Below are 20,391 nucleotides of genomic sequence, written 5' to 3'. Positions count from 1 at the left end.
GCACGATTCTACGAGTCATGCGGCACCGCGGGACCCGGCGGTATCAGCCTGCGAGACCCCAGGACACGGTGCCGTCCATCGAGACGAGCACACCGAGGACCACGAGGTCGGCCACGCCGAGCCCGAGTCCGAGCAGCGCGCGGCCCCTTCGGCCGGTGCCGCGCCACAGGGCGAGGCTCGCGAGGACGATCGCGATGGGGCCGAGGAAGACGTTCAGGACGAGCAGTCCGAGCAGTCCGCAGACGAACGAGGCGACAGCCATGCCGTCGGTGTCGCGGCGGCCGGTGGGGCGCTCCGGGGCACGGCCGGTGCCGCGCTCAGCGGTGCGCGCAACCGTGCGTTCGGCGGCGCGTTCAGCAGTACTTTCAGCGGTGCGTTCGGCGGTGAGTGCCATGGTCGGACTCCTTCCGGCTCAGTGGTGGTGACGCGTGCGGCGCTCGCGGATCGCGAAGACCGCGAGCCACGCGCCGATGACCACGGCGGCCGCCAGTGTGACCGGCACCGGGAGGTGGGCCACGGAACCCATGGCGACACCCAGCAGGAGCAGGGCGGCGACAAGGAAGAGCATGAGATCCCTCTCCAATCGGTGAACGGGCCGGTGGGCCGGGTCCCATTCGGTGAACGCTTGTAGTAACAACTGTTCACTGATTTACAGAGTACTCGTCTCCGCGCTTTCAAAACTCGGAGAACAGTTGTTAACTGCATGGCATGAGTCACACTCTCGGCGTCCGGCAGGCCCAGAAGCAGAAGACCCGGCAGGCACTCCTCGACGCGGCGCTCCAGCTGCTGGAGGAGCAGAGCCTGAGCAGCCTGGGCCTGCGCGAGGTCACCCGCGCCGCGGGAGTCGCCCCCACCGCCTTCTACCGGCACTTCCGCGACATGGCCGACCTGGGCGTCGCGCTTGTCGAGGAGGCGCTCGGCAGCTTGCACACGGCGCTCACCGCCCTGCTCTCGGCGACCGGCGACCGCGCGGGCGAGGACGACGGGGAGGAGCGCATCGCGGCCACCGTCGAGCTGATCGCCGTGTACGTCCGCACCCACCCCGCCCACGTCCGGTTCATCGCCCGTGAGCAGCACGGCGGCGTGCAGGCGGTGCGCGCCGCGATAGGCGGCCAACTCGACCTGTTCGCCCGGGAGGTGAAGGACCAGTTCGCACGCGAGCCGGAGGCGGCGGGCTGGGCCGAGGACGATCTGCTGATGCTCGCCGGGATGTACGTCGACCACATGGTGATGACCGCGTCGGCACTCCTAGAGGCAGGCGCGGCAGGCGCGGCAGGCGCGGCAGGCGCCGACAGCCGGGCCACGGAACGGGTGACGGCCAGGGCGCGCCGGCAGCTGCGCCTGGTCAGCCTCGGCCGCCGCCACTGGCTGGACGAGCGCTGACTGACCGTCGGCACTCACCGAGGAGTGGCCTCTCGACTCCCGCGTAAGGGGCAACTAGTTTCTACGGTCATGACGACCGCGCATGACATCTGGACCCCCGACCAGTGGACCCTCGACCACACGTTCCCCAGCTCCTCGGGCGCCGTCCGATGGGCCGCGCTCGGCCCTGCCGACGCCCCGCCCGTCGTACTGGTCCACGGCACGCCCTTCTCGTCGTACGTCTGGCGGGGCGTCGCCCGCGCCCTCGCGCACGAACACCGCGTGTACGTCTGGGACCTGGCCGGATACGGCGCCTCGGAGATGCGGCAGGGGCAGGACGTCTCGCTCGCCGCGCAGGGCCGGGTCCTCACCGAGTTGCTGGGCCACTGGGGGCTTGAGCGGCCCGCGGTCCTCGCCCATGACTTCGGCGGCTGCGTGGCCCTGCGCGCGCACCTGCTGCACGGCGCCCGTTACGCGCGCCTCGCCCTCGTCGACCCCGTGGCCCTCGCCCCCTGGGGCTCCCCCGCCTACCGGCTCCTCGGCGCGCACGCCGAGGTCTTCGGGCGGCTTCCGGCCAACCTGCACGAGGCACTCGTACGCGAGTACGTGACCTCGGCGAGCCACCGCGGGCTGCACCCCGCGGTGCTCGACCGGCTCGTGGCGCCCTGGTGCACGGCCGAGGGGCAGCCCGCCTTCTACCGGCAGATCGAGCAGAACGACCAGCGGTACACCGACGAGATCCAGGGCAGGTACGGGGAGTTGGGCCTGCCCGTGCTGATCTGCTGGGGCACCGACGACACCTGGATCCCGGTGGCGCGCGGCCACGAGCTGGCCGCGGCGATCCCCGGCGCCGAGCTGCGCCTGATCGAGGGCGCGGGCCACCTCGTACAGGAGGACGCGCCCGCCGAACTCACCGCTGAGCTGGCTCGTTTCCTGCGGGCAGACAGTTCTCCGCGGGCAGCCGGTTCTCCGCATACAGACGGGTGACGGCCGCGGCGGCCCGGGCCAGTTCAGCGCGCACCTCGGGCGGCGAGAGCACCTCGACGTCGTCGGCGAAGGGCAGCAGGGTCCGGGCCTCGCCCACGGCTTCGAAGGCGAGGCGGGCCGTCAGCCACTCGCTGTCGCCGTCGCGGTCCTCCGGCAGGTGGGTGACCGACTTGCCGATGACGCGCAGGAACAGGTCGTAGCGGACGCGCCGCACCCGGACCGTCACCTGGAGGTCGCCCGGCCGGTTCTCCACCGCGTGCTTCAACACCGCCCATACGTCCGCCAGTTCGACGTCCGGGCGCCGCCGCACCGGGGCGTCGGTGACGGCCGCCGAGCGGATTCGGTCGGCCCGGAAGAGGCGCGGGGTACCGCGCCGGTCGGCGACGAGGTACCAGATGCCGGCCTTGCACACCAGGCCGTACGGGTCGACGGTGTACGTGCGTGCCTGCGCCGCGCCGCTGTGCCGGTAGCGCAGTCTCAGCCTGCGGTCGGCGAAGACCGCGTCCTGGAGCACCTCCAGGTCGACGGGCAGGGGGCCCTTCATCCAGCGCGAGGCGTCCACGAGAATGCGGCGGCTGGCCAACTCCGCGCCGGGCCGGTGCGGTTCGGGCAGCGCAGCCATGACCTTGCGCAGCGCGCTGCCGAGCGCTTCGTCCAGGCCGAGCGCGGCGTGCGCGCCCTGCGCGGCAAGGACGAACAAGGCCCGCGACTCGTCGGCGGTCAGCCCCGTCACGTCGGTGCGGAACCCGGCGAGCAGTTCGATGCCGCCGTGCCGCCCGCGCTCGGCGTACACCGGGACACCGGAGGCGGACAGGGCCTCGACGTCCCGGTAGATGGTGCGGACGGAGACTTCGAGCCGGGCGGCCAGCTCGTGCGCGGGCACCCGGCCGCGCGTCTGGAGCAGGAGCAGGATCGAGAGCAGCCGGTCGGATTTCACGCGGACCAGGATCTCGTAGGTACGTACGCGCGGGCCCCCGAGACGGGCGGCGACTAGCTCAGCCGGGCCCGCGCGAGCTGGCGCGACTGGGCCACCAGGCGGTCCGCGCTGTCCCAGACCTCCGCGTCCTCCTCCAGGAAGCCGCCCGCGAGGTTCCGCGTGGTGATCGCGACGCGCAGCGGGCCGGGGGCGGGGCGGTGGCGGACGTGCACCGTGAGTTCCACGGTGGGCACCCAGCCGGTCAGCCCCATCTCGAAGGCGGTCGGCGGCAGCGCGTCCACCGCGAGCAGCAGCGAGAGCGGGTCGGCGTCGCGGCCGTCCGCGAGGCCGAACCAGGCGCGCATCTCGCCCTTGCCGGAGGGCTGCCCGAGCGCCCAGCCGAGCGTGGCGGGGTCGAGCTTCAGGAAGAGGCGGTCGGCGATGGCGGAACTGCCCGGCACGGGGCGGTGATCAGGGGCGTCCGCGGCCCCGAAGCACTGGTCGAGCGGCGGGATCGCGGGCGGCTCGGCGGTGGTGCGGACGTCGTCGGGGAGCGCGTCGAGGTCTCCGTACGCGGCGAGGACGCGGATCCGCTCGACCTCGCGCCCCTCCTCGTCGTACTGGAAGAGCGAGGCCTGCCCGGTGGAGAGGGTCCGCCCGGCGCGCACCACGTCCGTGCGGATCACCGCGGGGCCGGGGGCCGAGGCGGTGAGGTAGTGCGCGGAGACGGTGAAGGGGTCGGCGTGCGGCAGGGCGTCGGCGAGGGCGCGGCCGAGGACGGCCAGGAGATAGCCGCCGTTGACGGCGCTGATGATCGTCCAGCCGGCGGAGAGTTCGGTGTCGTAGACGCCGGGCTCGCGCCGGGTGACCGCGGTGTCGCGGTCGAACTCGCTGTCGCCGATGCGCGCGGTCGCCGATGCGGGGAGTGCGGCCGCCGAGGTGGCCGATGCTGCCGTTGCCATGGCAGCAACGTACAACATCGAATTACTGAGCGGTAGCTTTCCCCTTACGGCGTCTCCTCGACCTCCGCCTCGACGGCCGTGGAACGCCGGTTCCAGGCGCGCGGCGCCCGCCAGTGGTAGCGCAGGGCCAGCAGCCGCAGGACGAACGTCGTCACCACGGCGAGGCCGCTGGTGAACGCCGTCAGCTCATCGAAGCGGATGCACAGGGCGACCATCGTCGCGCCCACGATGGCGGGCACGGCGTAGAGGTCGCGGTCCCAGCGGACCAGCGAAGGCACTTCGTTGGCGACGATGTCCCGGAGCACGCCGCCGCCCACCGCGGTCATCAGGCCGAGGGCGGCCGACGCGGTGAGGCCGAGGCCGTAGTCGTACGCCTTGGTCGTGCCCGCCACGCAGAAGAGGCCGAGCCCGGCGGCGTCGAAGACGTTCACCGCGAGCTGGGTGCGCTCCACCTCCGGGTGCAGGAAGAAGACCAGCGCCGCCGCGAAGAGGGGGGTGATGAAGTACCCGAGGTCGGTGAAGGCGGCCGGCGGGACCGCCCCGATGACCAGGTCGCGGAAGAGGCCTCCGCCCAGCGCGGTGACCTCGGCGAGGACGGCGATGCCGAAGACGTCGAAGTTCTTGCGCACCGCGAGCAGCGCGCCGGAGATCGCGAAGACGAAGATCCCCACAATGTCGAGCGCGTGCTGGACGGAGGGGGTGAACAGATCCTGGAGCACGCGCCATTCTTACCCGCGTCCGGCCCGGCCTCTCCGCCGGCCTCACCCCCATTTGAGGGTTGGTGAACCGTCACCGGCGCCAAACCGGCGACGTGCGTCCGGAAAGTCTCACGAAGGACTTCAATGAGAAAGTTGAAGCACGGGTGTCGAGAGGCGACGCGCGGCGACGAGAGGGGCACCGCAGCCATGAAGTTCCTGCTGGAGGTCGACATGGGCGAGGACGCCTTCGAGGGGAAGGCCGCGGAGGAACTGGGCCGCATCCTGCGGTACTGGGGCGGCAACCTCCGCCATTACGCCCTGACGCCCGGTGACGGTGAGGCCGTCCACGACTCGGCGTACCGGGAAGTGGGCCGCTGGAGCGTCGTGGAGCGGTGACGCGGACGCGCGACGGGAGGGTGCGATGTCCTCGCACCCTCCCGTCGTCGGCCCGGCCAAAGGAGCTACTTCTCCACCGACTTCGCCGTAGGCTCCGTCGCCGTCTCCTCCGCCTTCGGCACCAGCGTCACCACCTCGATCGCCTCCTTGGCGGCCGAGAGCAGCGTGGTGTCCTCGGGCGCCTGGTCCGCCGCGTTCTCCGGGTGGTGGCACGCCACCTGATGCCCCGTGGCGAGCGGGATCAGCGGCGGCTCCTTCGTCGTGCAGATCTGTGTCGCCTTCCAGCACCGCGTGTGGAAGCGGCAGCCGGCGGGCGGATCGATCGGCGAGGGGACGTCGCCGCGGAGCAGGATGCGCTCGCTCTTGACGCCGCGCCGCTTGGGGTCGGGCACCGGCACGGCGGAGAGCAGCGCCTTGGTGTACGGGTGCATCGGCGTGGAGTAGAGGTCCTTACGGTCCGCCAGTTCCACGATCTTGCCGAGGTACATCACCGCGATGCGGTCCGAGACGTGCCGGATGACCGAGAGGTCGTGCGCGATGATCACGTACGTCAGACCGAGCTCGTCCTGGAGGTCGTCCAGGAGGTTGACCACCTGGGCCTGGATGGAGACGTCCAGGGCCGAGACCGGCTCGTCCGCCACGACCAGCTTGGGGCGCAGGGCGAGCGCCCGCGCGATGCCGATGCGCTGGCGCTGGCCGCCGGAGAACTCGTGCGGGTAGCGGTTGTAGTGCTCGGGGCTGAGCCCGACGCGCTCCAGCATCTCCTGCACGGTCTTCTTCACGCCGCCCTCGGGCTTGACGCCCTGGAGCTTGAAGGGCGCGCCGACGATCGTGCCGATGGTGTGCCGCGGGTTCAGCGACGAGTACGGGTCCTGGAAGATCATCTGCACGTCGCGGCGGAGCGGCCGCATCTTGCCGGTGTTCAGGTGCGTGATGTCCGTGCCCTCGAACTCGACGCGCCCGCCGGTCGGTTCGAGCAGCCGTGTGATGAGGCGGCCCATCGTCGACTTGCCGCAGCCGGACTCGCCGACCACGCCGAGCGTTTCGCCGGGACGGACGTCGAAGGTCAGCCCGTCGACCGCCTGCACGGCCGCCACCTGGCGCTGGAGCAGCCCCTTCTTGATGGGGAAGTGCTTCACCAGGCCGTCGACCTTGAGCAGCGGCTCGGGTGCACTCTTCGTCTGGGCCGGGCTCGTCATCTTCCGGCCCTCCGCCGTGTCTTTCGGGTCCTTGGCTTCGTCTTTCACAGCTTCGGCGCAATCTCTTCGGTCCAGATCCGGGTGCGCTCGTCCTGCGCCATGTGGCAGGCCGAGTAGTGCCCGTCGGCCACAAGGCGCAGCTCGGGGCGTTCGCGGCGGGTGATCTGATCCTTGGGGATGTCCGCGTAGGGGCAACGCGGGTTGAAGGCGCAGCCGCTCGGCAGGTTGATCAAGCTGGGCGGTGAGCCCTTGACCGGGATGAGCCGCTCGGTCTCCTCGCGGTCGATGCGGGGCATCGAACCGAGCAGACCCCAGGTGTAGGGGTGCTGGGGCTCGTAGAAGACCTTCTCGGCGGTGCCGCGCTCCACGCACCGGCCGCCGTACATGACGAGGAGTTCGTCCGCCATCTCGGCGACCACGCCCAGGTCGTGCGTGATCATGATGACGGCGGAGCCGAACTCCTTCTGGAGGTCCCGGATCAGGTCGAGGATCTGCGCCTGGACGGTGACGTCCAGGGCGGTGGTCGGCTCGTCCGCGATGAGCAGCTCGGGGTTGTTCACCAGCGCCATGGCGATCATCGCGCGCTGGCGCATGCCGCCGGAGAACTCGTGCGGGTAGCTGTCCACGCGCTTGTCGGGCTGCGGGATGCCGACCCGGTCGAGCATCTCGATCGCACGCTTGCGGGCGGTCTTCTTGTCGACGTCGTTGTGGACCCGGTACGCCTCGGTGATCTGCTTGCCGATGGAGTAGTACGGGTGGAGCGCGGAGAGCGGATCCTGGAAGATCATCGCCATCTCGCGGCCGCGCATCTTGCGCACCTCGGTGGGGTCGGCGCCCAGCAGTTCCTTGCCATTGAGCCAGATCTCGCCGGAGATCTGCGCCCTGCGGGCGCCGTACTGGCCGGCGGTGTGCAGGCCGAGGATGCCGAGCGAGGTGACCGACTTGCCGGAGCCGGACTCGCCCACGATGCCGAGGGTCTTGCCCTTCTCCAGCGAGAAGCTGAGCCCGTCGACGGACTTGACCAGGCCGTCGTCGGTCGGGAAGTGCACCTTGAGGTCGCGCACCTCCAGGAAGGCGGAGGGAGCCGGGGAGCCGGCGACGGGCTCGCCCACCGCGGCCCCGGTCTTGGACAGTTCGGTCATCCCAGCCTCACTCGCGGGTCGATGACGGCGTACAGAAGGTCGACGACGAGGTTGGCCACGGCGATCGCGAGCGCCGCGCACAGGGTCACGCCGAGGATGACGGGCAGGTCCTTGCTGCTGATGGCCCTGACCGCCTCCAGGCCGAGGCCCGGCAGGTTGAACGTGGACTCGGTGAGCACGGCGCCGCCCATCAGGACACCGAGGTCGAGGCCGAAGACGGTGAGGATCGGCGTCATCGCGGAACGCAGCGCGTGCCTGCGGATGACGACGGACTCGCCGAGGCCCTTGGCGCGGGCGGTGCGGATGTAGTCCTCGCCAAGCACTTCCAGCATGGTGGCGCGGGTGAGGCGGGCGTACATCGCGGCGTTGAGGAAGGCGAGCACGATCCACGGCAGGATCAGCGTCTGGAGCCAGACGCCGGCCGAGTCGTCGGTGCTGAGGCTGTCCGCGATCTTCACCCAGCCCAGCTGGTGGACGAAGATGCCCATCGCGATCATGCCGGTGAAGAAGACGGGCAGGGAGACACCGGCGAGCGCGGTGGTCATCGCGGCGCGGTCCCAGACGGTGCCCCGGCGCAGGGCGGAGATCACGCCGGTGATGACACCGCCGGCCAGCCACAGCACGCAGGCGCCCGCGGCGAGAGCGCCGGTGACGGGCAGGGCGTCCTTGAGGGTCTCCCAGACGGGCGCCTCGGTGCGGAAGGAGTAGCCGAAGCAGGGGGCCGGGCAGTGCGTGACGTCGCTTCCGTTGACGTAGTCACGGCCCATCGGGATGCCCTTGACGAAGTCCCAGAACTGGACCAGCAGGGGGTCGTCGAGGCCCAGTTTGACGCGGATGCCTTCGAGCTGCTCGGCACCCGACGCCTTGCCGGCGAAGAGGACGGCGATGTCCTGTCCCGCCCACTTGGGCAGCATGAAGAAGATGGTGAAGGTCGCGAGCAGTACGACCAGCACCATGATGATGACGGCGATCAGGCGCCGGATGAGGTAAGCAAGCACTGTGCGCGGCCCGGCGGTGGCCGGGGCCCCCTCGTGAGGGGTCCCGGCCACCGCCCGGGGCCATCACCTGCCCTTCGGACTGGCGGGATGCGGCGGCGGTGGGACGGTCAATCAACTACGGGTCGAGCGGGCGTGGTTACTTGACGACGCCGAGCGAGACGTAGTCGTAGCGGCCGTTGTAGGCGTCGGACATGTAGGCGTTGGTCAGCCGCGGTCCGCGCCAGGTGATGTTCTTCTCGTAGAGGAAGGGCATCCAGTCGGCGTTGTCGAGGATCCGCTTGTCGAGCTGCTTGTAGATCTCGCCGGCCTTGGCCGGGTCGGTCTCCGCGATCGCCTTGTCGAAGAGCTCGTCGACCTTCTTGTCCTTGATCTGCGACTCGTTGTAGTTGCCGTTGTCGATCAGGAAACGGCTGTCGAACAGCGGCTGCGCATAGCCCTGGCCGGACGGGAAGTCGGGGCCCCAGCCGGACATCTGCATGCTGTAGCCGCGCTTCTTCACGACGGACGGCGAGCCGGTGATGCTGGCGGAATCGGCGCCGTCCAGGGACTCGACGCTGACGTCGATGCCGACCTTCCCCAGCTGCTCCTGAAGCGCCTCGGCGGCGTCGACCTCACCCGGGTTGTTGTTGCGGGCGGTCAGCTTGGCCTTGAAGCCGTTCGGCTTGCCGCACTTCTTCAGCTCTTCCTTGGCCTTGGCGGCGTCCGGCTTGCCCTTGCGCGCCAGGACGCCGTACGGGTCGTAGTCGCTGTGGCCGGGGATCGCCACGGGGAACGTGCTGTTGGCGATGTCACCGGCCGCGACCTTGCCGCCGCGGGTCTGCTGGAGGCCCGCGAAGTCCGTGCCGTAGAAGACCGCCTTGCGGCAGTGCACGTTGTCGAAGGGCTTGGCGGTGTGGATCAGGGCGACGTAGCGCACGAAGGCCGTGTGCATGTTGTCGACGCTGTCGCGGTGCTTCTGCACGGCGGTGACGCGGCCGGACTGGGTCATGCCGGTGCCGTTGAGGTCGACGTCGTAGTCGCCCGCCATCAGCTTCTTGTCGTTCTCCTCCAGGTTGGCGGAGATCGTCACGTCGATCTTGTCGGGCAGCGCCGCGCGGATCGGGTCCGAGGACTTCTTCCACTTGTCGTTGCGGACCAGGACGATCTTCTTGCCGGGCTTGTACTGCTCGAACTTGTACGGGCCCGAGGAGAACGGACGCGCGGTGTACTTCTCCTTGGTGTCCTTGGACTCCTTCACCGGCGAACCGGTGGGCATGGCGAGGAACTGCTCGAAGTCACCGTTGCGCTTGGGCAGCTTGAAGACGATGGTCTGGTCGTCGGGCGTCTGGATCGCCTTCAGGCCGCCCTTGTCCTTGTAGGGGCCCTTGTACTTCTTGTCGGGGTCGAGCGCCTGGCGGATGTAGCCCGGACCACCGGTGATGGTGTCCGTCGCCCAGGAGCGCTCGATGCCGTACTTGACGTCCTTGGAGGTCAGCTTGGAGCCGTCCTCCCAGGTCACGCCAGCACGCAGCTTGTACGTGTAGGTCTTGCCGTCGTCGGAGATCTTCGCCGTGGAGGTGGCGAGGTCGGGGACCAGCTTCGTGCCCGCCTTGCCCGGCTTGGTGTCGTAGGACACGAGCTGGCGGGTGTAGAAGCGCATGAAGTCCCACGACATGCCGTAGTACGCGCGCTGGGGGTCGGCCGAGTCGAGGTCCTGCTTGCCGACCATCCTCAGCGTGCCCCCCTTCTTCTTCGACGGGTTGGCGACCTTGTCGAGCGCCGCGTTGTAGCCGGCGCCCTTCGAGCCGCCGTCGCCACCGTCACCGTCGCCGCACGCCGTGGTGGTCACCAGCGCCGCGACCACGAGGGCCGCGCCGGCGGCGAGCCGTCGTTTCGAGGAAACTGTGGGCATTTTCTCGTAACCTCCGAGATTCGCGGTCCCTGGCCTTGTGCTGCCGGAGAACCATGGTGAGAGCCACCTGACATGCGGCAGGGGCACGTGGGTCGAGGACTTCTAGCGCGTCCCCTTCGGGTCGAGCGCGTCGCGCAGCCCGTCGCCGAAGAGGTTGAAGGCCAGGACCGTGATGAAGATCGTCACGCCGGGGAAGACCATGAACATCGGGTCGTGCTCGTACGTCTCCAGCGCGTCGCGCAGCATGCCGCCCCACGAGGCCGTGGGCGGCCGGACACCGGCGCCGAGGAAGCTGAGGGCCGCCTCCGTGAGGATGTTGGTCGGGATCATCAGCGTCGCGTAGACGGTGATCGGGGCGACCAGGTTGGGCAGCAGCTCGCGGAAGAGGATGTGGCGCTTGCCGCCGCCGAGGCTGCGGGCCGCTTCCACGTACTCGCGCTCGCGGAGCGAAAGTGTCTGGCCTCTGACGATGCGTCCTACGTAGGGCCAGCCGAAGAAGCCGATGACCAGGACGAGGATCGCGACGCGCACGCTGGAGCCGGTCAGGCCCAGCAGGTCGTCGGGGAGCACGGAGACGAGGGAGATGATGAAAAGCAGCTGCGGGAAGGAGAGCAGCACGTCCATCACGCGGCTGATCAGCGCGTCGACCCAGCCGCCGAAGTAGCCGGCGATGATCCCGAAGAGCGTGCCGAGCGCCACGGCGACGACGGCGGCGAGGAACGCCACCAGGAGTGAGATCCGCGCGCCGTACACGATGCGGCTGAAGACGTCACGGCCCTTGTTGGGCTCGACCCCGAAGAGGAAGTCACTGCTCACACCGCCGAGCGCACCCTTGGGGAGGTTGGTCAGCTCGTCGAGCTCCTCCTGGTGGAAGTCGTTGGGCGGGTGGCCGAGGAGGCTCACGATCAGGGGCGCGAAGACCGCGACCAGGACCAGGAGGACCACCGTGATGCCGCCCGCGAGGGCGACCTTGTCCCGCTTCAGGCGATTCCAGGCGATCTGCTTGAGGGACCGGCCCTCGACCTTCTTCACCCCTGCATCAACTGCGGGGGCGACGTCCTCGGTCGGGTCCGCGTCCGCAGGTGTGTCATGCAATGGTGCCGTCATCGTGGCAGGGACCCCTCTCAACCGGTGGTGACCGGCCCGCACTTGCCGCTGTAGCGACGTGATCAGTCCGTCGTACACAGGGGGCGAAGGCCCCTGGTGCGGGAGTCTTCATCCACGTCGCGATCTGTTACCAGCCTTGTTGGTGAATGGATGCGCAACCGTGATGCTGATCGAGGTGTTCCGTTATCCGGACGCGTCTGAACGAGGGGCGAACACGGGGCAGTTGGGACGCAGGGCGCCACCGGAGCCCATAGGGCCCCACCCTCATCAGAACGGACATCGTGTCCGTTCTCGCTGTTCAGGGCCGTACAGGACGGTTCAGTACTGCGCCGGGTACCCGTACCCGCCCGCCGGGGCCGGTGCGGCCTGGGCCTCGCGGTCGTAGAACGGCCGGGCGTTGGCGCGCAGCCACATGGCGACCGGGTCGTGGTCGTCGGACATCGCGACCGTCGACACGGGCAAGCCGTCAGGGACGGCGGAGATGGACTGCTGCATCATCGCGCGCACCGCGTCGACCGACGGCGGCGAGGTGTCGTACACGTCGAGGCCGATGGCCAGATAGGGCGCCCCGAGCGCGGGCTGCACCCAGGCGCGGCGCAGCGAACGCACCGCTGGGGTGCGGTGCGCGTTCTGCGTCAACAGGGCGTAGAACTGGGGGATCTGGATGCTCGGCTCGGTCAGCCTCAGGGGTCCCGCGGGCAGCAGGTCGAGGCCTGAGGCGATACGGCGCAGATCCAGCCAGGGGATGCCGACGCCGCCGCCGGGGGCGTGCGGGTTGAGCCACAGGCCGTAGTGGTCGGGGTACAGGGTGCGGGCGACGTCGATGCCGCGTACGACTTCGTAGCTGCGGTTCCAGCCGCTGGCGGAGAGTTCCTGGGCGGAGGTCACGCAGGGGGCGTAACCGAGGCCTTCGACCTCCATGTTGCCGTACTGGGCGTCGGGGGAGCCGGCCTGGCCGTGCCAGAGCAGCATCCACAGCTGGTCGGCGGCGAGCGCGCGCAGCAGTGCCTCGTACGCGTCGTAACGCCCCGGCGTCACCTGGCGCAGCAGCTGCTCGACCTGTCCCCCAGGTCTCGGCTGTGCTCGACCGGCGGAGACCCCGTCGCCCGCGGCCGTGCCCGACGCACTCACCCGTAACCGCCCCTTCACGCCGAACCCGACGACTCGATGAACTCGATGAACCAGATGAACCCGATGAACCCGATCAACCTCATGCACCCGGACGGCATGGCGGTGCCCCGGCCGGGTCATGGAACCAGCTTAAGCGTCGATCCCCGCCCGGACTTGACGTACGCCACGTCAACCCACACGGACGCGCGGCCTCCGCCGCCGGGGGCCAGGGGACGGCCTCTCACACCCCGCGCAGGTAAAACGGCCGTACCTTCGCCCGCAGCCACTCGCCCACCGGGTCCTGGGCCACGTCCAGCAGGACGAGGTTGACCGGCCAGGGCACCGGGATCTGGGTGAGGGCGCGGCCGAGGGCCCGCATCGGGAGGTCGCGGGCGTCGCCCTCCCAGGTGGTCAGTTCGACGCCGACGAAGAGCGTCGGGTCGTCCGTCTCGATGGCGGCCAGACAGCGGCGCGCGGTCAGCACGGCGCCCGCCGCCTCGAATTCCCGGCCCGCGGCGGCCAGGAAGTCCACCGGGTCCTCCTGCCAGTCCGGCTCGAAGAGGCGGACCCGGCCGCCGGTGGTGGGCCCGTCCAGCGGGGTGCGGCCGGCCCGGCACAGTTCGGCCACGGCGGGCGGCGGCAGGGGGGCGCCGACGGTGCCGTCGGGGTTCAGCGCGATCCCCAGCTGCGGCGGGAGGCCGCGGGCGAACTCGACGGCGGGCGCCACCGTGTACCCCATGTGGTCCGCCGCGCTGCCGAGCGCCTGGCGGAACTGCTCCTCGGAGGTGAAGACGGGGACGTACGCCTGTCCGTCGATCTCCAGGGTCGGCAGGTCGAGGGTGCCGCTGTCGGGGCCGCCGCCGTTGGGCAGCGGGACCCAGATCCGGCTGCGGCCCAGCACCTCGACGATGCGGGCACCCGCCGAGGAAGGGGCGCCGAGGGAGGCCGCGAGGACCTCCTCCAGTTCGTTGCCCGGCCATCCGCCGTACGGATGGGCGTGTGCCTGCGCCGGAAAGTCCATCTGTGCCAACCCCTGCTCGCGACCGCTCTGCCTGCGGCTCGCACCCTAACTCCGGCGGTCCTCAGCGGTCGAAGGCGATCCCCCGCAGCACCTGCGCCGCCGCCCGGTCCAGCAGCACCGCGGAGCCGCAGCCGCGCGGCAGGTCACCTCGCTCGGCGGCGTCCACGAGCCTGGCGATCATTCTGCGGTGCCGGGCGAAGGCGTACCGCGAGACGCCGCGGCCGCGCTCGCGCTGGCCCTGGAGGGCGGTGTCGGCGGGGACGTCGAGGAGGAGGAGATGCAGCGTCCTGCCGCGCCGCAGGGCCTCCCGGGCGAGCCAGCGGCGCACCCATGCCTGGGTGCCGCAGTCGTGGACGACGACGCCGGCCCCGGACCGCAGGGTGCGGCGCAGGCCCGCGTAGTGCGCGAGGCGGACCACGGGGCGGTAGACCGCGTACGGCAGCCATCCCGGCATGCGGGCCGCCCAGCGGTCGCGGGTGTCCTGGGAGTCGATACGGGCGCCGGTGACGGCCTGCCGCATCAGCGTCGACTTTCCGCCGCCGGGCAGCCCGGAGACGACGACCAGGTCGCCCTCGGCGAAGGTGAGGCGATGGGGGCTGTGCCCGGCCCGCTGCCGCAGATCGCGGACGACGGCCACGGGGTGCGGGCCGCAGCCCTCCCGGAGCGGGGCGGCAGCCTGCTTCGGCAGCGCCACCCCCGTGGTAGTGGCGTAGACACTCGTCCTGCTGCGCACCGTGATCGGCCTCCCCATAGCGGTCACGTACTGCTTTCCCCGGCAAGTGTAAAGAGAAGGTAATGCGGCACAAGAGGATTGCTCGACCACACGTCCCCGCCGGCCGAAGCCGCGTGCAATGATGTGCGCGCCAACTCCATACCGGCCGTTTGAATCCGCGCGGGAGAGTTCCCGGACCAGCATGTACGGGTCCGGGGCGCCGAAGGAGCAAGTCCCTCCCTTGAATCTCTCAGGCCCCGTACCGCGCGGGCGAGGCACATCTGAAAAGCGGGCCGGCAGCCGTCGGCCCCACCCAAGGTGCAAGCCGGGCTCTCGAAGCCGAGACGCTCCGGCGAACCTCTCAGGTTCCGATGACAGATGGGGAGGATCGACCTCGCCCGTCATGCCCTGGGAGTTTTCTTCATGAGCACTGCCCCCCGTCTGACCGCCCTCGATGCGACACATCGCGCGCTCGGCGCGACCATGACCGACTTCGCGGGCTGGGACATGCCGCTGCGGTACGCCAGCGAGCGCGACGAGCACAACGCCGTGCGCACCAAGGCCGGCCTCTTCGACCTCTCCCACATGGGTGAGATCACCGTCACCGGCCCCGAGGCCGTCGACTTCCTGAACTTCTCGCTGGTCGGCAACATCGGCTCCATCGGGGTCGGCCGCGCCCGCTACACGATGATCGTCGCCGAGGACGGCGGCATCCTGGACGACCTGATCGTCTACCGGCTCGGCCGGACCGAGGCCCCCGAGTACATGGTCGTCGCCAACGCCTCCAACGCGCAGGTCGTGCTGGATACCCTCACCGCCCGCGCCGAGGGCTTCGACGCCGAGGTCCGCGACGACCGCGACGCCTACGCGCTGCTCGCCGTCCAGGGCCCCGAGTCCCCGGCATCCTGAAGTCCCTCACGGACGCCGACCTGGACGGCCTGAAGTACTACGCGGGCCTGCCCGGCACCGTCGCGGGCGTCCCCGCGCTGATCGCCCGCACGGGCTACACCGGCGAGGACGGCTTCGAGCTGTTCGTCGCCCCCGGTGACGCCGAGAAGCTGTGGAACGCGCTGATGGAGGCCGGCACGCCCGTCGGCATGGTCCCGGCCGGTCTCTCCTGCCGCGACACGCTGCGCCTGGAGGCGGGCATGCCGCTGTACGGGCACGAGCTGACCGCCGGGCTGACGCCGTTCGACGCGGGCCTCGGCCGGGTCGTGAAGTTCGAGAAGACGTCGCAGGCGGACTCCTTCGTGGGCCGCGCGGCGCTGGCCGCCGCCGCCGAGCGCGCCGAGTCCGCGCCGCCGCGCAAGCTGGTCGGCCTGATCGCCGAGGGCCGCCGGGTCCCGCGCGCGGGCTTCTCCGTGGTCGCCGACGGCAAGGTCATCGGCGAGGTCACCTCCGGCGCCCCGTCCCCGACGCTGGGCAAGCCGATCGCGATGGCGTACGTCGACGCGGAACACGCCGCTCCGGGCACCCCGGGCGTGGGCGTGGACATCCGCGGCACGCACGAGCCGTACGAGGTCGTGGCGCTGCCGTTCTACAAGCGCCAGAAGTGACACCTCCGCGGCGGTCATCTCACGCACGGCAGAAGCACGGCAGAAGCCCAGCAGCAGTGACCCCGCGCACATCTTTCCCGTTCCGCAGCACCCACCCGCGTACAGGAGAATTCAGGTCATGAGCAACCCCCAGCAGCTGCGTTACAGCAAGGAACACGAGTGGCTGTCGGACGCCCAGGAGGGCGTCTCGACGGTCGGCATCACGGAGCACGCGGCCAACGCGCTCGGTGACGTCGTCTTCGTGCAGCTTCCGGCGGTCGGTGACACGGTGACCGCGGGCGAGACCTGCGGTGAGCTGGAGTCGACCAAGTCCGTCAGCGATCTGTACTCCCCGGTGACCGGCGAGGTCACCGAGGCCAACCAGGACGTCGTGGACGACCCGTCGCTGGTGAACTCCGCGCCGTTCGAGGGCGGTTGGCTCTTCAAGGTCCGCACCACGGAGGAGCCGAAGGACCTGCTCTCCGCGGACGAGTACACCGAGTTCTCCGGCAGCTAAGGATCTCCCCGATGTCGCTTCTGAACACCCCTCTGCACGAGCTGGACCCGGAGGTCGCCGCCGCCGTCGACGCCGAGCTCCACCGCCAGCAGTCCACCCTGGAAATGATCGCCTCGGAGAACTTCGCTCCGGTCGCCGTCATGGAGGCCCAGGGCACGGTCCTCACCAACAAGTACGCGGAGGGCTACCCCGGCCGCCGCTACTACGGCGGCTGCGAGCACGTCGACGTGGCCGAGCGACTCGCGATCGACCGGATCAAGGAGCTGTTCGGCGCCGAGTACGCCAACGTCCAGCCGCACTCCGGCGCCTCCGCCAACCAGGCCGCCCTCTTCGCGATCGCCCAGCCCGGCGACACGATCCTCGGCCTGGACCTGGCGCACGGCGGTCACCTCACCCACGGCATGCGCCTGAACTTCTCCGGCAAGCAGTTCAACGTGGTCCCCTACCACGTGGACGACGCCGGCCTGGTCGACATGGCCGAGGTCGAGCGCCTGGCCAAGGAGAACAACCCGAAGGTGATCATCGCGGGCTGGTCCGCCTACCCGCGCCACCTCGACTTCGCCGAGTTCCGCCGCATCGCCGACGAGGTCGGCGCGAAGCTGTGGGTCGACATGGCGCACTTCGCCGGTCTCGTCGCCGCCGGTCTGCACCCGAACCCGGTGCCCTACGCGGACGTGGTGACCTCCACCACGCACAAGACGCTGGGCGGCCCGCGCGGCGGCGTCATCCTCTCCCGCAGCAAGGAGTTCGCGAAGAAGCTGAACTCCGCGGTCTTCCCCGGCTTCCAGGGCGGCCCGCTGGAGCACGTGATCGCGGCCAAGGCCGTCTCCTTCAAGGTCGCGGCGAGCGAGGAGTTCAAGGAGCGCCAGCAGCGCACCCTGGACGGCGCCCGCATCCTGGCCGAGCGCCTGGTCCAGGACGACGCCAAGGCCGTCGGCGTCGACGTCCTGTCCGGCGGCACGGACGTGCACCTGGTCCTGGTGGACCTGCGCGACTCCGAGCTCGACGGCCAGCAGGCCGAGGACCGCCTCCACGAGGTCGGCATCACGGTCAACCGCAACGCGATCCCGAACGACCCGCGCCCCCCGATGGTCACCTCGGGCCTGCGGATCGGCACCCCGGCGCTCGCGACGCGCGGCTTCCAGGCGGAGGACTTCCGCGAGGTCGCCGACGTCATCGCCGAGGCCCTCAAGCCGGGCTTCGACGCGGACTCCCTCAAGGCCCGCGTGACGGCCCTGGCCGACAAGCACCCGCTGTACCCCGGCCTGAACTAGTTTCGTACGCTTTTCGTACACTTCAGGCTGGAGCAGTTTCGTACGCTTTTGTTCGTACGTACGAAAGGTCGGGGCACCCCGCACACTGGACAGTGAGCAGGGTGCCCCGCACCACGTCCGCCTCTTGATCTTTTCGTCTTTGGAGTCTCCCCGTGGCCATCTCGGTCTTCGACCTGTTCTCGATCGGCATCGGCCCGTCCAGCTCCCACACGGTCGGCCCGATGCGCGCCGCCCGCATGTTCGCGAGCCGCCTCAAGAACGAGGGCCTCATGGCCCACACCACCGCCATACGGGCCGAGCTCTTCGGCTCGCTCGGCGCCACCGGCCACGGCCACGGCACCCCGAAGGCCGTGCTGCTCGGCCTGGAGGGCGAGTCGCCGCGCACGGTGAACGTGGAGAGTGCCGACGCCCGGGTCGAGGCGATCAAGAGCAGCGGCCGCCTCAACCTCCTCGGCATGCACGAGATCGGCTTCGACTTCGACGAGGACCTGGTCCTGCACCGCCGCAAGGCCCTGCCGTACCACGCCAACGGCATGACGATCTTCGCGTACGACCATGAGGGCGCCCTCGTCCTGGAGAAGACGTACTACTCGGTGGGCGGCGGCTTCGTCGTCGACGAGACCGTGCTGGAGCAGGAGGGCGCGGCGGGCGAGAACCCGATCGTGCCCGACGACACGGTCCTGAAGTACCCCTTCCGCACCGGTGACGAGCTGCTGCGCCTCGCCCGGGAGACCGGCCTGTCCATCTCCGCGCTGATGCTGGAGAACGAGAAGGCCTGGCGCACGGAGGAGGAGATCCGCGAGGGCCTCCTCGACATCTGGCGCGTCATGCAGGCCTGCGTCTCCCGCGGCATGTCCCGCGAGGGCATCCTGCCGGGCGGCCTGAAGGTCCGCCGCCGGGCCGCGAACTCGGCCCGCCAGCTGCGCGCCGAGGGCGACCCGCAGGCCCGCGCGATGGAGTGGATCACGCTCTACGCCATGGCCGTGAACGAGGAGAACGCCGCGGGCGGCCGCGTCGTGACCGCTCCGACCAACGGCGCCGCGGGCATCATCCCGGCCGTCCTGCACTACTACATGAACTTCGTGCCCGGCGGTGCCTCCCAGGAGGAGAAGGACGACGCCGTGGTCCGCTTCCTGCTCGCCGCGGGCGCCATCGGCATGCTCTTCAAGGAGAACGCCTCGATCTCCGGCGCGGAGGTCGGTTGCCAGGGCGAGGTCGGCTCGGCCTGCTCGATGGCGGCGGGCGCCCTCGCCGAGGTCCTCGGCGGCTCCCCGGAGCAGGTCGAGAACGCCGCGGAGATCGGCATGGAGCACAACCTCGGCCTGACCTGCGACCCGGTCGGCGGCCTCGTCCAGATCCCGTGCATCGAGCGCAACGGCATGGCGGCCGTGAAGGCCGTGACCGCCGCGAAGATGGCGATGCGGGGCGACGGCTCCCACAAGGTCTCCCTCGACAAGGTCATCAAGACCATGAAGGAGACCGGCGCCGACATGAGCGTCAAGTACAAGGAGACGGCGCGGGGCGGGCTCGCGGTGAACATCATCGAGTGCTGAGGGCGCGTCGGCGCTGTGCGCCGCCGCTGCGCCGGCTCCCGGCTCCCGGCGGATCACCCCGCCGTGAACAGCGCCTCCGAGCCCACCGGCCGGTATCCCGCCGCCTGGAAGGCCCGCACCCCGCGGGCGTTGCCCGGGGCCTGCTGCGCCCACACCACGTCGCCGTCCGGGACGAGGTGGCGTGCCGCGTTCGCGAGGGCGCGGCCGAGGCCCCGGTGGCGCGCGTCCTCGTCGACCTCCACCGCCGTCTCCCAGCGGCCCGCGACGCCCCGGCCGAGGACCAGTACGCCGCCGCCCGCGGACGCCCACACGCGTACGTCGTCGCGGCGCTTGCGGGCGCGGGCGACGCGTGGATGGTCCGGGTCGTCCAGCTCGCGCAGCTCAAGGCGCGGGTCGGGGGCGCCGGGCCGGGCGGTGGCCGCGGTCAGCAGGTCGATGGTGTCCGTCGTACGCCCCGTCCGGTCCTGGAAGGCGGCGTGGAAGCGCGCGTTCATGGTGGCCGCGAGCGGATCGCAGTCGAGGGCGGCGAGCGTGGCCCGCACCCAGGCGGGGTCCTCGTCGGTGAAGACGACGGAGTGCGCCGTGAAGGCGATCACGCCCGCGTCGCGGTGGCCGGGCTGCGGCACGACGGTGATCGCGCCGTCCGGCGGCGGGAACGTACCGCGAGCGGCCGCGACCAACATCGTTCCGAGCGCGTCAGAGGCAATGGCCATGGGTGTACTCCTTGTGATCCGGTGGTGAGGCGGCGGATACCCTGACCCCCGTCAGTAGTGCACCAAGAAGGGGTGGATCCGGTGGCGGACATCGAGGAAGCGCGCAAGACGTTCGACCAGTTCGACGCGGACGGCGACGGCTTCATCACGGCGGCCGAGTGGAAGAGCGCCATGGCCAAGATGGGCGACTTCTACATGACCGAGACGGTGGCCGAGGCCGTCATCGGCACGAAGGACAGCGACGCGGACAAGCGGCTGTCGTTCGACGAGTTCTGGGCGAGCCTGAACAAGTAGCGGT

Annotated in this window: 21 protein-coding genes, 1 pseudogene and 2 riboswitches; of the genes and pseudogenes, 8 read left to right on the top strand and 14 right to left on the bottom strand. The window is 70.4% G+C overall.

Features of this window, described 5'->3' with window-relative positions:
* Window positions 1–43: 43 nt before the first annotated feature.
* Both ACOBQB_RS36635 and ACOBQB_RS36630 read right to left on the bottom strand, forming a co-directional pair.
* Window positions 44–394 carry a hypothetical protein gene (locus ACOBQB_RS36635; RefSeq protein ID WP_423598180.1) on the bottom strand — a complete coding sequence of 117 codons (351 nt, stop codon included), beginning with the start codon at window positions 392–394 and terminating at the stop codon, window positions 44–46.
* A gap of 18 nt (window positions 395–412) precedes the next feature.
* On the bottom strand, window positions 413–568 hold the full coding sequence (locus ACOBQB_RS36630; protein ID WP_423598178.1) for a hypothetical protein: 156 nt from the start codon (window positions 566–568) through the stop codon (window positions 413–415).
* 140 nt (window positions 569–708) lie between these two features.
* Between ACOBQB_RS36630 and ACOBQB_RS36625 the strand changes: the two genes are divergently transcribed.
* Window positions 709–1,383 (top strand): TetR family transcriptional regulator, encoded by a 675-nt coding sequence (locus tag ACOBQB_RS36625; protein ID WP_423598176.1) that lies wholly within the window; start codon window positions 709–711, stop codon window positions 1,381–1,383.
* 69 nt (window positions 1,384–1,452) lie between these two features.
* Complete coding sequence (locus ACOBQB_RS36620) at window positions 1,453–2,349, top strand: alpha/beta fold hydrolase (protein ID WP_423598174.1); 897 nt, start codon at window positions 1,453–1,455, stop codon at window positions 2,347–2,349.
* Here the strand turns inward: ACOBQB_RS36620 and ACOBQB_RS36615 are convergent.
* From ACOBQB_RS36615 to ACOBQB_RS36605, 3 genes are read right to left on the bottom strand one after another with little or no spacing between them, the layout of a single operon-like run.
* Window positions 2,273–3,286, bottom strand: coding sequence for a helix-turn-helix transcriptional regulator (locus tag ACOBQB_RS36615; RefSeq protein WP_423598172.1), 1,014 nt, complete (start codon window positions 3,284–3,286; stop codon window positions 2,273–2,275). The two genes, ACOBQB_RS36620 and ACOBQB_RS36615, sit on opposite strands and share 77 nt — an antisense overlap.
* Before the next feature lie 53 nt (window positions 3,287–3,339).
* Entirely contained in the window at window positions 3,340–4,227 is an 888-nt protein-coding gene (locus ACOBQB_RS36610) for a thioesterase family protein (protein ID WP_423598170.1), read from the bottom strand.
* A 44-nt stretch (window positions 4,228–4,271) separates the two neighbouring features.
* Window positions 4,272–4,946 carry a trimeric intracellular cation channel family protein gene (locus tag ACOBQB_RS36605; protein WP_423598168.1) on the bottom strand — a complete coding sequence of 225 codons (675 nt, stop codon included), beginning with the start codon at window positions 4,944–4,946 and terminating at the stop codon, window positions 4,272–4,274.
* Window positions 4,947–5,132: 186 nt separating this feature from the next.
* Here ACOBQB_RS36605 and ACOBQB_RS36600 point away from each other — a divergent pair, with 186 nt between their 5' ends.
* Window positions 5,133–5,321 carry a hypothetical protein gene (locus ACOBQB_RS36600; protein WP_127909565.1) on the top strand — a complete coding sequence of 63 codons (189 nt, stop codon included), beginning with the start codon at window positions 5,133–5,135 and terminating at the stop codon, window positions 5,319–5,321.
* Between the two features lie 65 nt (window positions 5,322–5,386).
* Here the strand turns inward: ACOBQB_RS36600 and ACOBQB_RS36595 are convergent, their stop codons facing one another.
* The 8 genes from ACOBQB_RS36595 to ACOBQB_RS36560 all read right to left on the bottom strand — a co-directional run bounded on the left by ACOBQB_RS36595 (window position 5,387) and on the right by ACOBQB_RS36560 (window position 14,540).
* Entirely contained in the window at window positions 5,387–6,520 is a 1,134-nt protein-coding gene (locus ACOBQB_RS36595) for an ABC transporter ATP-binding protein (protein ID WP_423598165.1), read from the bottom strand.
* Between the two features lie 44 nt (window positions 6,521–6,564).
* On the bottom strand, window positions 6,565–7,662 hold the full coding sequence (locus ACOBQB_RS36590; RefSeq protein WP_423598163.1) for an ABC transporter ATP-binding protein: 1,098 nt from the start codon (window positions 7,660–7,662) through the stop codon (window positions 6,565–6,567).
* Window positions 7,659–8,660, bottom strand: a complete 1,002-nt coding sequence (locus ACOBQB_RS36585) for an ABC transporter permease (RefSeq protein WP_423598161.1) — start codon at window positions 8,658–8,660, stop codon at window positions 7,659–7,661. Before ACOBQB_RS36585 ends, ACOBQB_RS36590 begins: the two co-directional genes overlap by 4 nt.
* A gap of 136 nt (window positions 8,661–8,796) precedes the next feature.
* Window positions 8,797–10,551, bottom strand: a complete 1,755-nt coding sequence (locus tag ACOBQB_RS36580) for an ABC transporter substrate-binding protein (protein WP_423598159.1) — start codon at window positions 10,549–10,551, stop codon at window positions 8,797–8,799.
* 102 nt (window positions 10,552–10,653) lie between these two features.
* Window positions 10,654–11,658 (bottom strand): ABC transporter permease, encoded by a 1,005-nt coding sequence (locus ACOBQB_RS36575; protein ID WP_423598157.1) that lies wholly within the window; start codon window positions 11,656–11,658, stop codon window positions 10,654–10,656.
* A gap of 318 nt (window positions 11,659–11,976) precedes the next feature.
* Window positions 11,977–12,789, bottom strand: a complete 813-nt coding sequence (locus ACOBQB_RS36570) for an enhanced serine sensitivity protein SseB C-terminal domain-containing protein (protein ID WP_423598155.1) — start codon at window positions 12,787–12,789, stop codon at window positions 11,977–11,979.
* A gap of 220 nt (window positions 12,790–13,009) precedes the next feature.
* Window positions 13,010–13,789, bottom strand: coding sequence for an enhanced serine sensitivity protein SseB (locus tag ACOBQB_RS36565; protein ID WP_423598153.1), 780 nt, complete (start codon window positions 13,787–13,789; stop codon window positions 13,010–13,012).
* A gap of 61 nt (window positions 13,790–13,850) precedes the next feature.
* On the bottom strand, window positions 13,851–14,540 hold the full coding sequence (locus tag ACOBQB_RS36560) for an AAA family ATPase (RefSeq protein WP_423598985.1): 690 nt from the start codon (window positions 14,538–14,540) through the stop codon (window positions 13,851–13,853).
* Between the two features lie 132 nt (window positions 14,541–14,672).
* Window positions 14,673–14,776: riboswitch (glycine riboswitch) on the top strand.
* Window positions 14,777–14,889: riboswitch (glycine riboswitch) on the top strand.
* A 35-nt stretch (window positions 14,890–14,924) separates the two neighbouring features.
* Here ACOBQB_RS36560 and gcvT point away from each other — a divergent pair.
* The 4 genes and pseudogenes from gcvT (at window position 14,925) to ACOBQB_RS36540 (ending at window position 19,380) form a co-directional block, all read left to right on the top strand.
* Window positions 14,925–16,057 (top strand): annotated as a pseudogene (gcvT, locus tag ACOBQB_RS36555) (glycine cleavage system aminomethyltransferase GcvT).
* A gap of 118 nt (window positions 16,058–16,175) precedes the next feature.
* Window positions 16,176–16,553 (top strand): glycine cleavage system protein GcvH, encoded by a 378-nt coding sequence (gcvH, locus tag ACOBQB_RS36550; RefSeq protein ID WP_423598151.1) that lies wholly within the window; start codon window positions 16,176–16,178, stop codon window positions 16,551–16,553.
* Window positions 16,554–16,564: 11 nt separating this feature from the next.
* Window positions 16,565–17,827, top strand: coding sequence for a serine hydroxymethyltransferase (gene glyA, locus ACOBQB_RS36545; RefSeq protein WP_423598149.1), 1,263 nt, complete (start codon window positions 16,565–16,567; stop codon window positions 17,825–17,827).
* 152 nt (window positions 17,828–17,979) lie between these two features.
* Complete coding sequence (locus ACOBQB_RS36540) at window positions 17,980–19,380, top strand: L-serine ammonia-lyase (RefSeq protein WP_423598147.1); 1,401 nt, start codon at window positions 17,980–17,982, stop codon at window positions 19,378–19,380.
* 53 nt (window positions 19,381–19,433) lie between these two features.
* Here the strand turns inward: ACOBQB_RS36540 and ACOBQB_RS36535 are convergent, their stop codons facing one another.
* On the bottom strand, window positions 19,434–20,093 hold the full coding sequence (locus ACOBQB_RS36535) for a GNAT family N-acetyltransferase (RefSeq protein WP_423598145.1): 660 nt from the start codon (window positions 20,091–20,093) through the stop codon (window positions 19,434–19,436).
* An 81-nt stretch (window positions 20,094–20,174) separates the two neighbouring features.
* Between ACOBQB_RS36535 and ACOBQB_RS36530 the strand changes: the two genes are divergently transcribed.
* A complete protein-coding gene (locus ACOBQB_RS36530) occupies window positions 20,175–20,387 on the top strand; it encodes an EF-hand domain-containing protein (RefSeq protein WP_127909582.1) in 213 nt (70 codons plus the stop codon).
* The last annotated feature ends 4 nt before the right edge of the window (window positions 20,388–20,391 follow it).

This window comes from Streptomyces sp. G5(2025), from assembly GCF_049542075.1.
Lineage (GTDB): Bacteria > Actinomycetota > Actinomycetes > Streptomycetales > Streptomycetaceae > Streptomyces.
Note: the sequence above shows the minus strand (reverse complement) of the source record. Positions and strands in the feature narration are given on the sequence as shown.

Bases quoted from the DNA above. Each gene is read 5' to 3' on its own strand.
- ACOBQB_RS36635 (WP_423598180.1), bottom strand. From the start codon at position 394: ATGGCACTCACCGCCGAACGCACCGCTGAAAGTACTGCTGAACGCGCC.
- ACOBQB_RS36630 (WP_423598178.1), bottom strand. From the start codon at position 568: ATGCTCTTCCTTGTCGCCGCCCTGCTCCTGCTGGGTGTCGCCATGGGT.
- ACOBQB_RS36625 (WP_423598176.1), top strand. From the start codon at position 709: ATGAGTCACACTCTCGGCGTCCGGCAGGCCCAGAAGCAGAAGACCCGG.
- ACOBQB_RS36620 (WP_423598174.1), top strand. From the start codon at position 1,453: ATGACGACCGCGCATGACATCTGGACCCCCGACCAGTGGACCCTCGAC.
- ACOBQB_RS36610 (WP_423598170.1), bottom strand. From the start codon at position 4,227: ATGGCAACGGCAGCATCGGCCACCTCGGCGGCCGCACTCCCCGCATCG.
- ACOBQB_RS36600 (WP_127909565.1), top strand. From the start codon at position 5,133: ATGAAGTTCCTGCTGGAGGTCGACATGGGCGAGGACGCCTTCGAGGGG.
- ACOBQB_RS36595 (WP_423598165.1), bottom strand. From the start codon at position 6,520: ATGACGAGCCCGGCCCAGACGAAGAGTGCACCCGAGCCGCTGCTCAAG.
- ACOBQB_RS36590 (WP_423598163.1), bottom strand. From the start codon at position 7,662: ATGACCGAACTGTCCAAGACCGGGGCCGCGGTGGGCGAGCCCGTCGCC.
- ACOBQB_RS36580 (WP_423598159.1), bottom strand. From the start codon at position 10,551: ATGCCCACAGTTTCCTCGAAACGACGGCTCGCCGCCGGCGCGGCCCTC.
- ACOBQB_RS36575 (WP_423598157.1), bottom strand. From the start codon at position 11,658: ATGACGGCACCATTGCATGACACACCTGCGGACGCGGACCCGACCGAG.
- ACOBQB_RS36565 (WP_423598153.1), bottom strand. From the start codon at position 13,789: ATGGACTTTCCGGCGCAGGCACACGCCCATCCGTACGGCGGATGGCCG.
- ACOBQB_RS36560 (WP_423598985.1), bottom strand. From the start codon at position 14,540: ATGGGGAGGCCGATCACGGTGCGCAGCAGGACGAGTGTCTACGCCACT.
- gcvH (WP_423598151.1), top strand. From the start codon at position 16,176: ATGAGCAACCCCCAGCAGCTGCGTTACAGCAAGGAACACGAGTGGCTG.
- glyA (WP_423598149.1), top strand. From the start codon at position 16,565: ATGTCGCTTCTGAACACCCCTCTGCACGAGCTGGACCCGGAGGTCGCC.
- ACOBQB_RS36535 (WP_423598145.1), bottom strand. From the start codon at position 20,093: ATGGCCATTGCCTCTGACGCGCTCGGAACGATGTTGGTCGCGGCCGCT.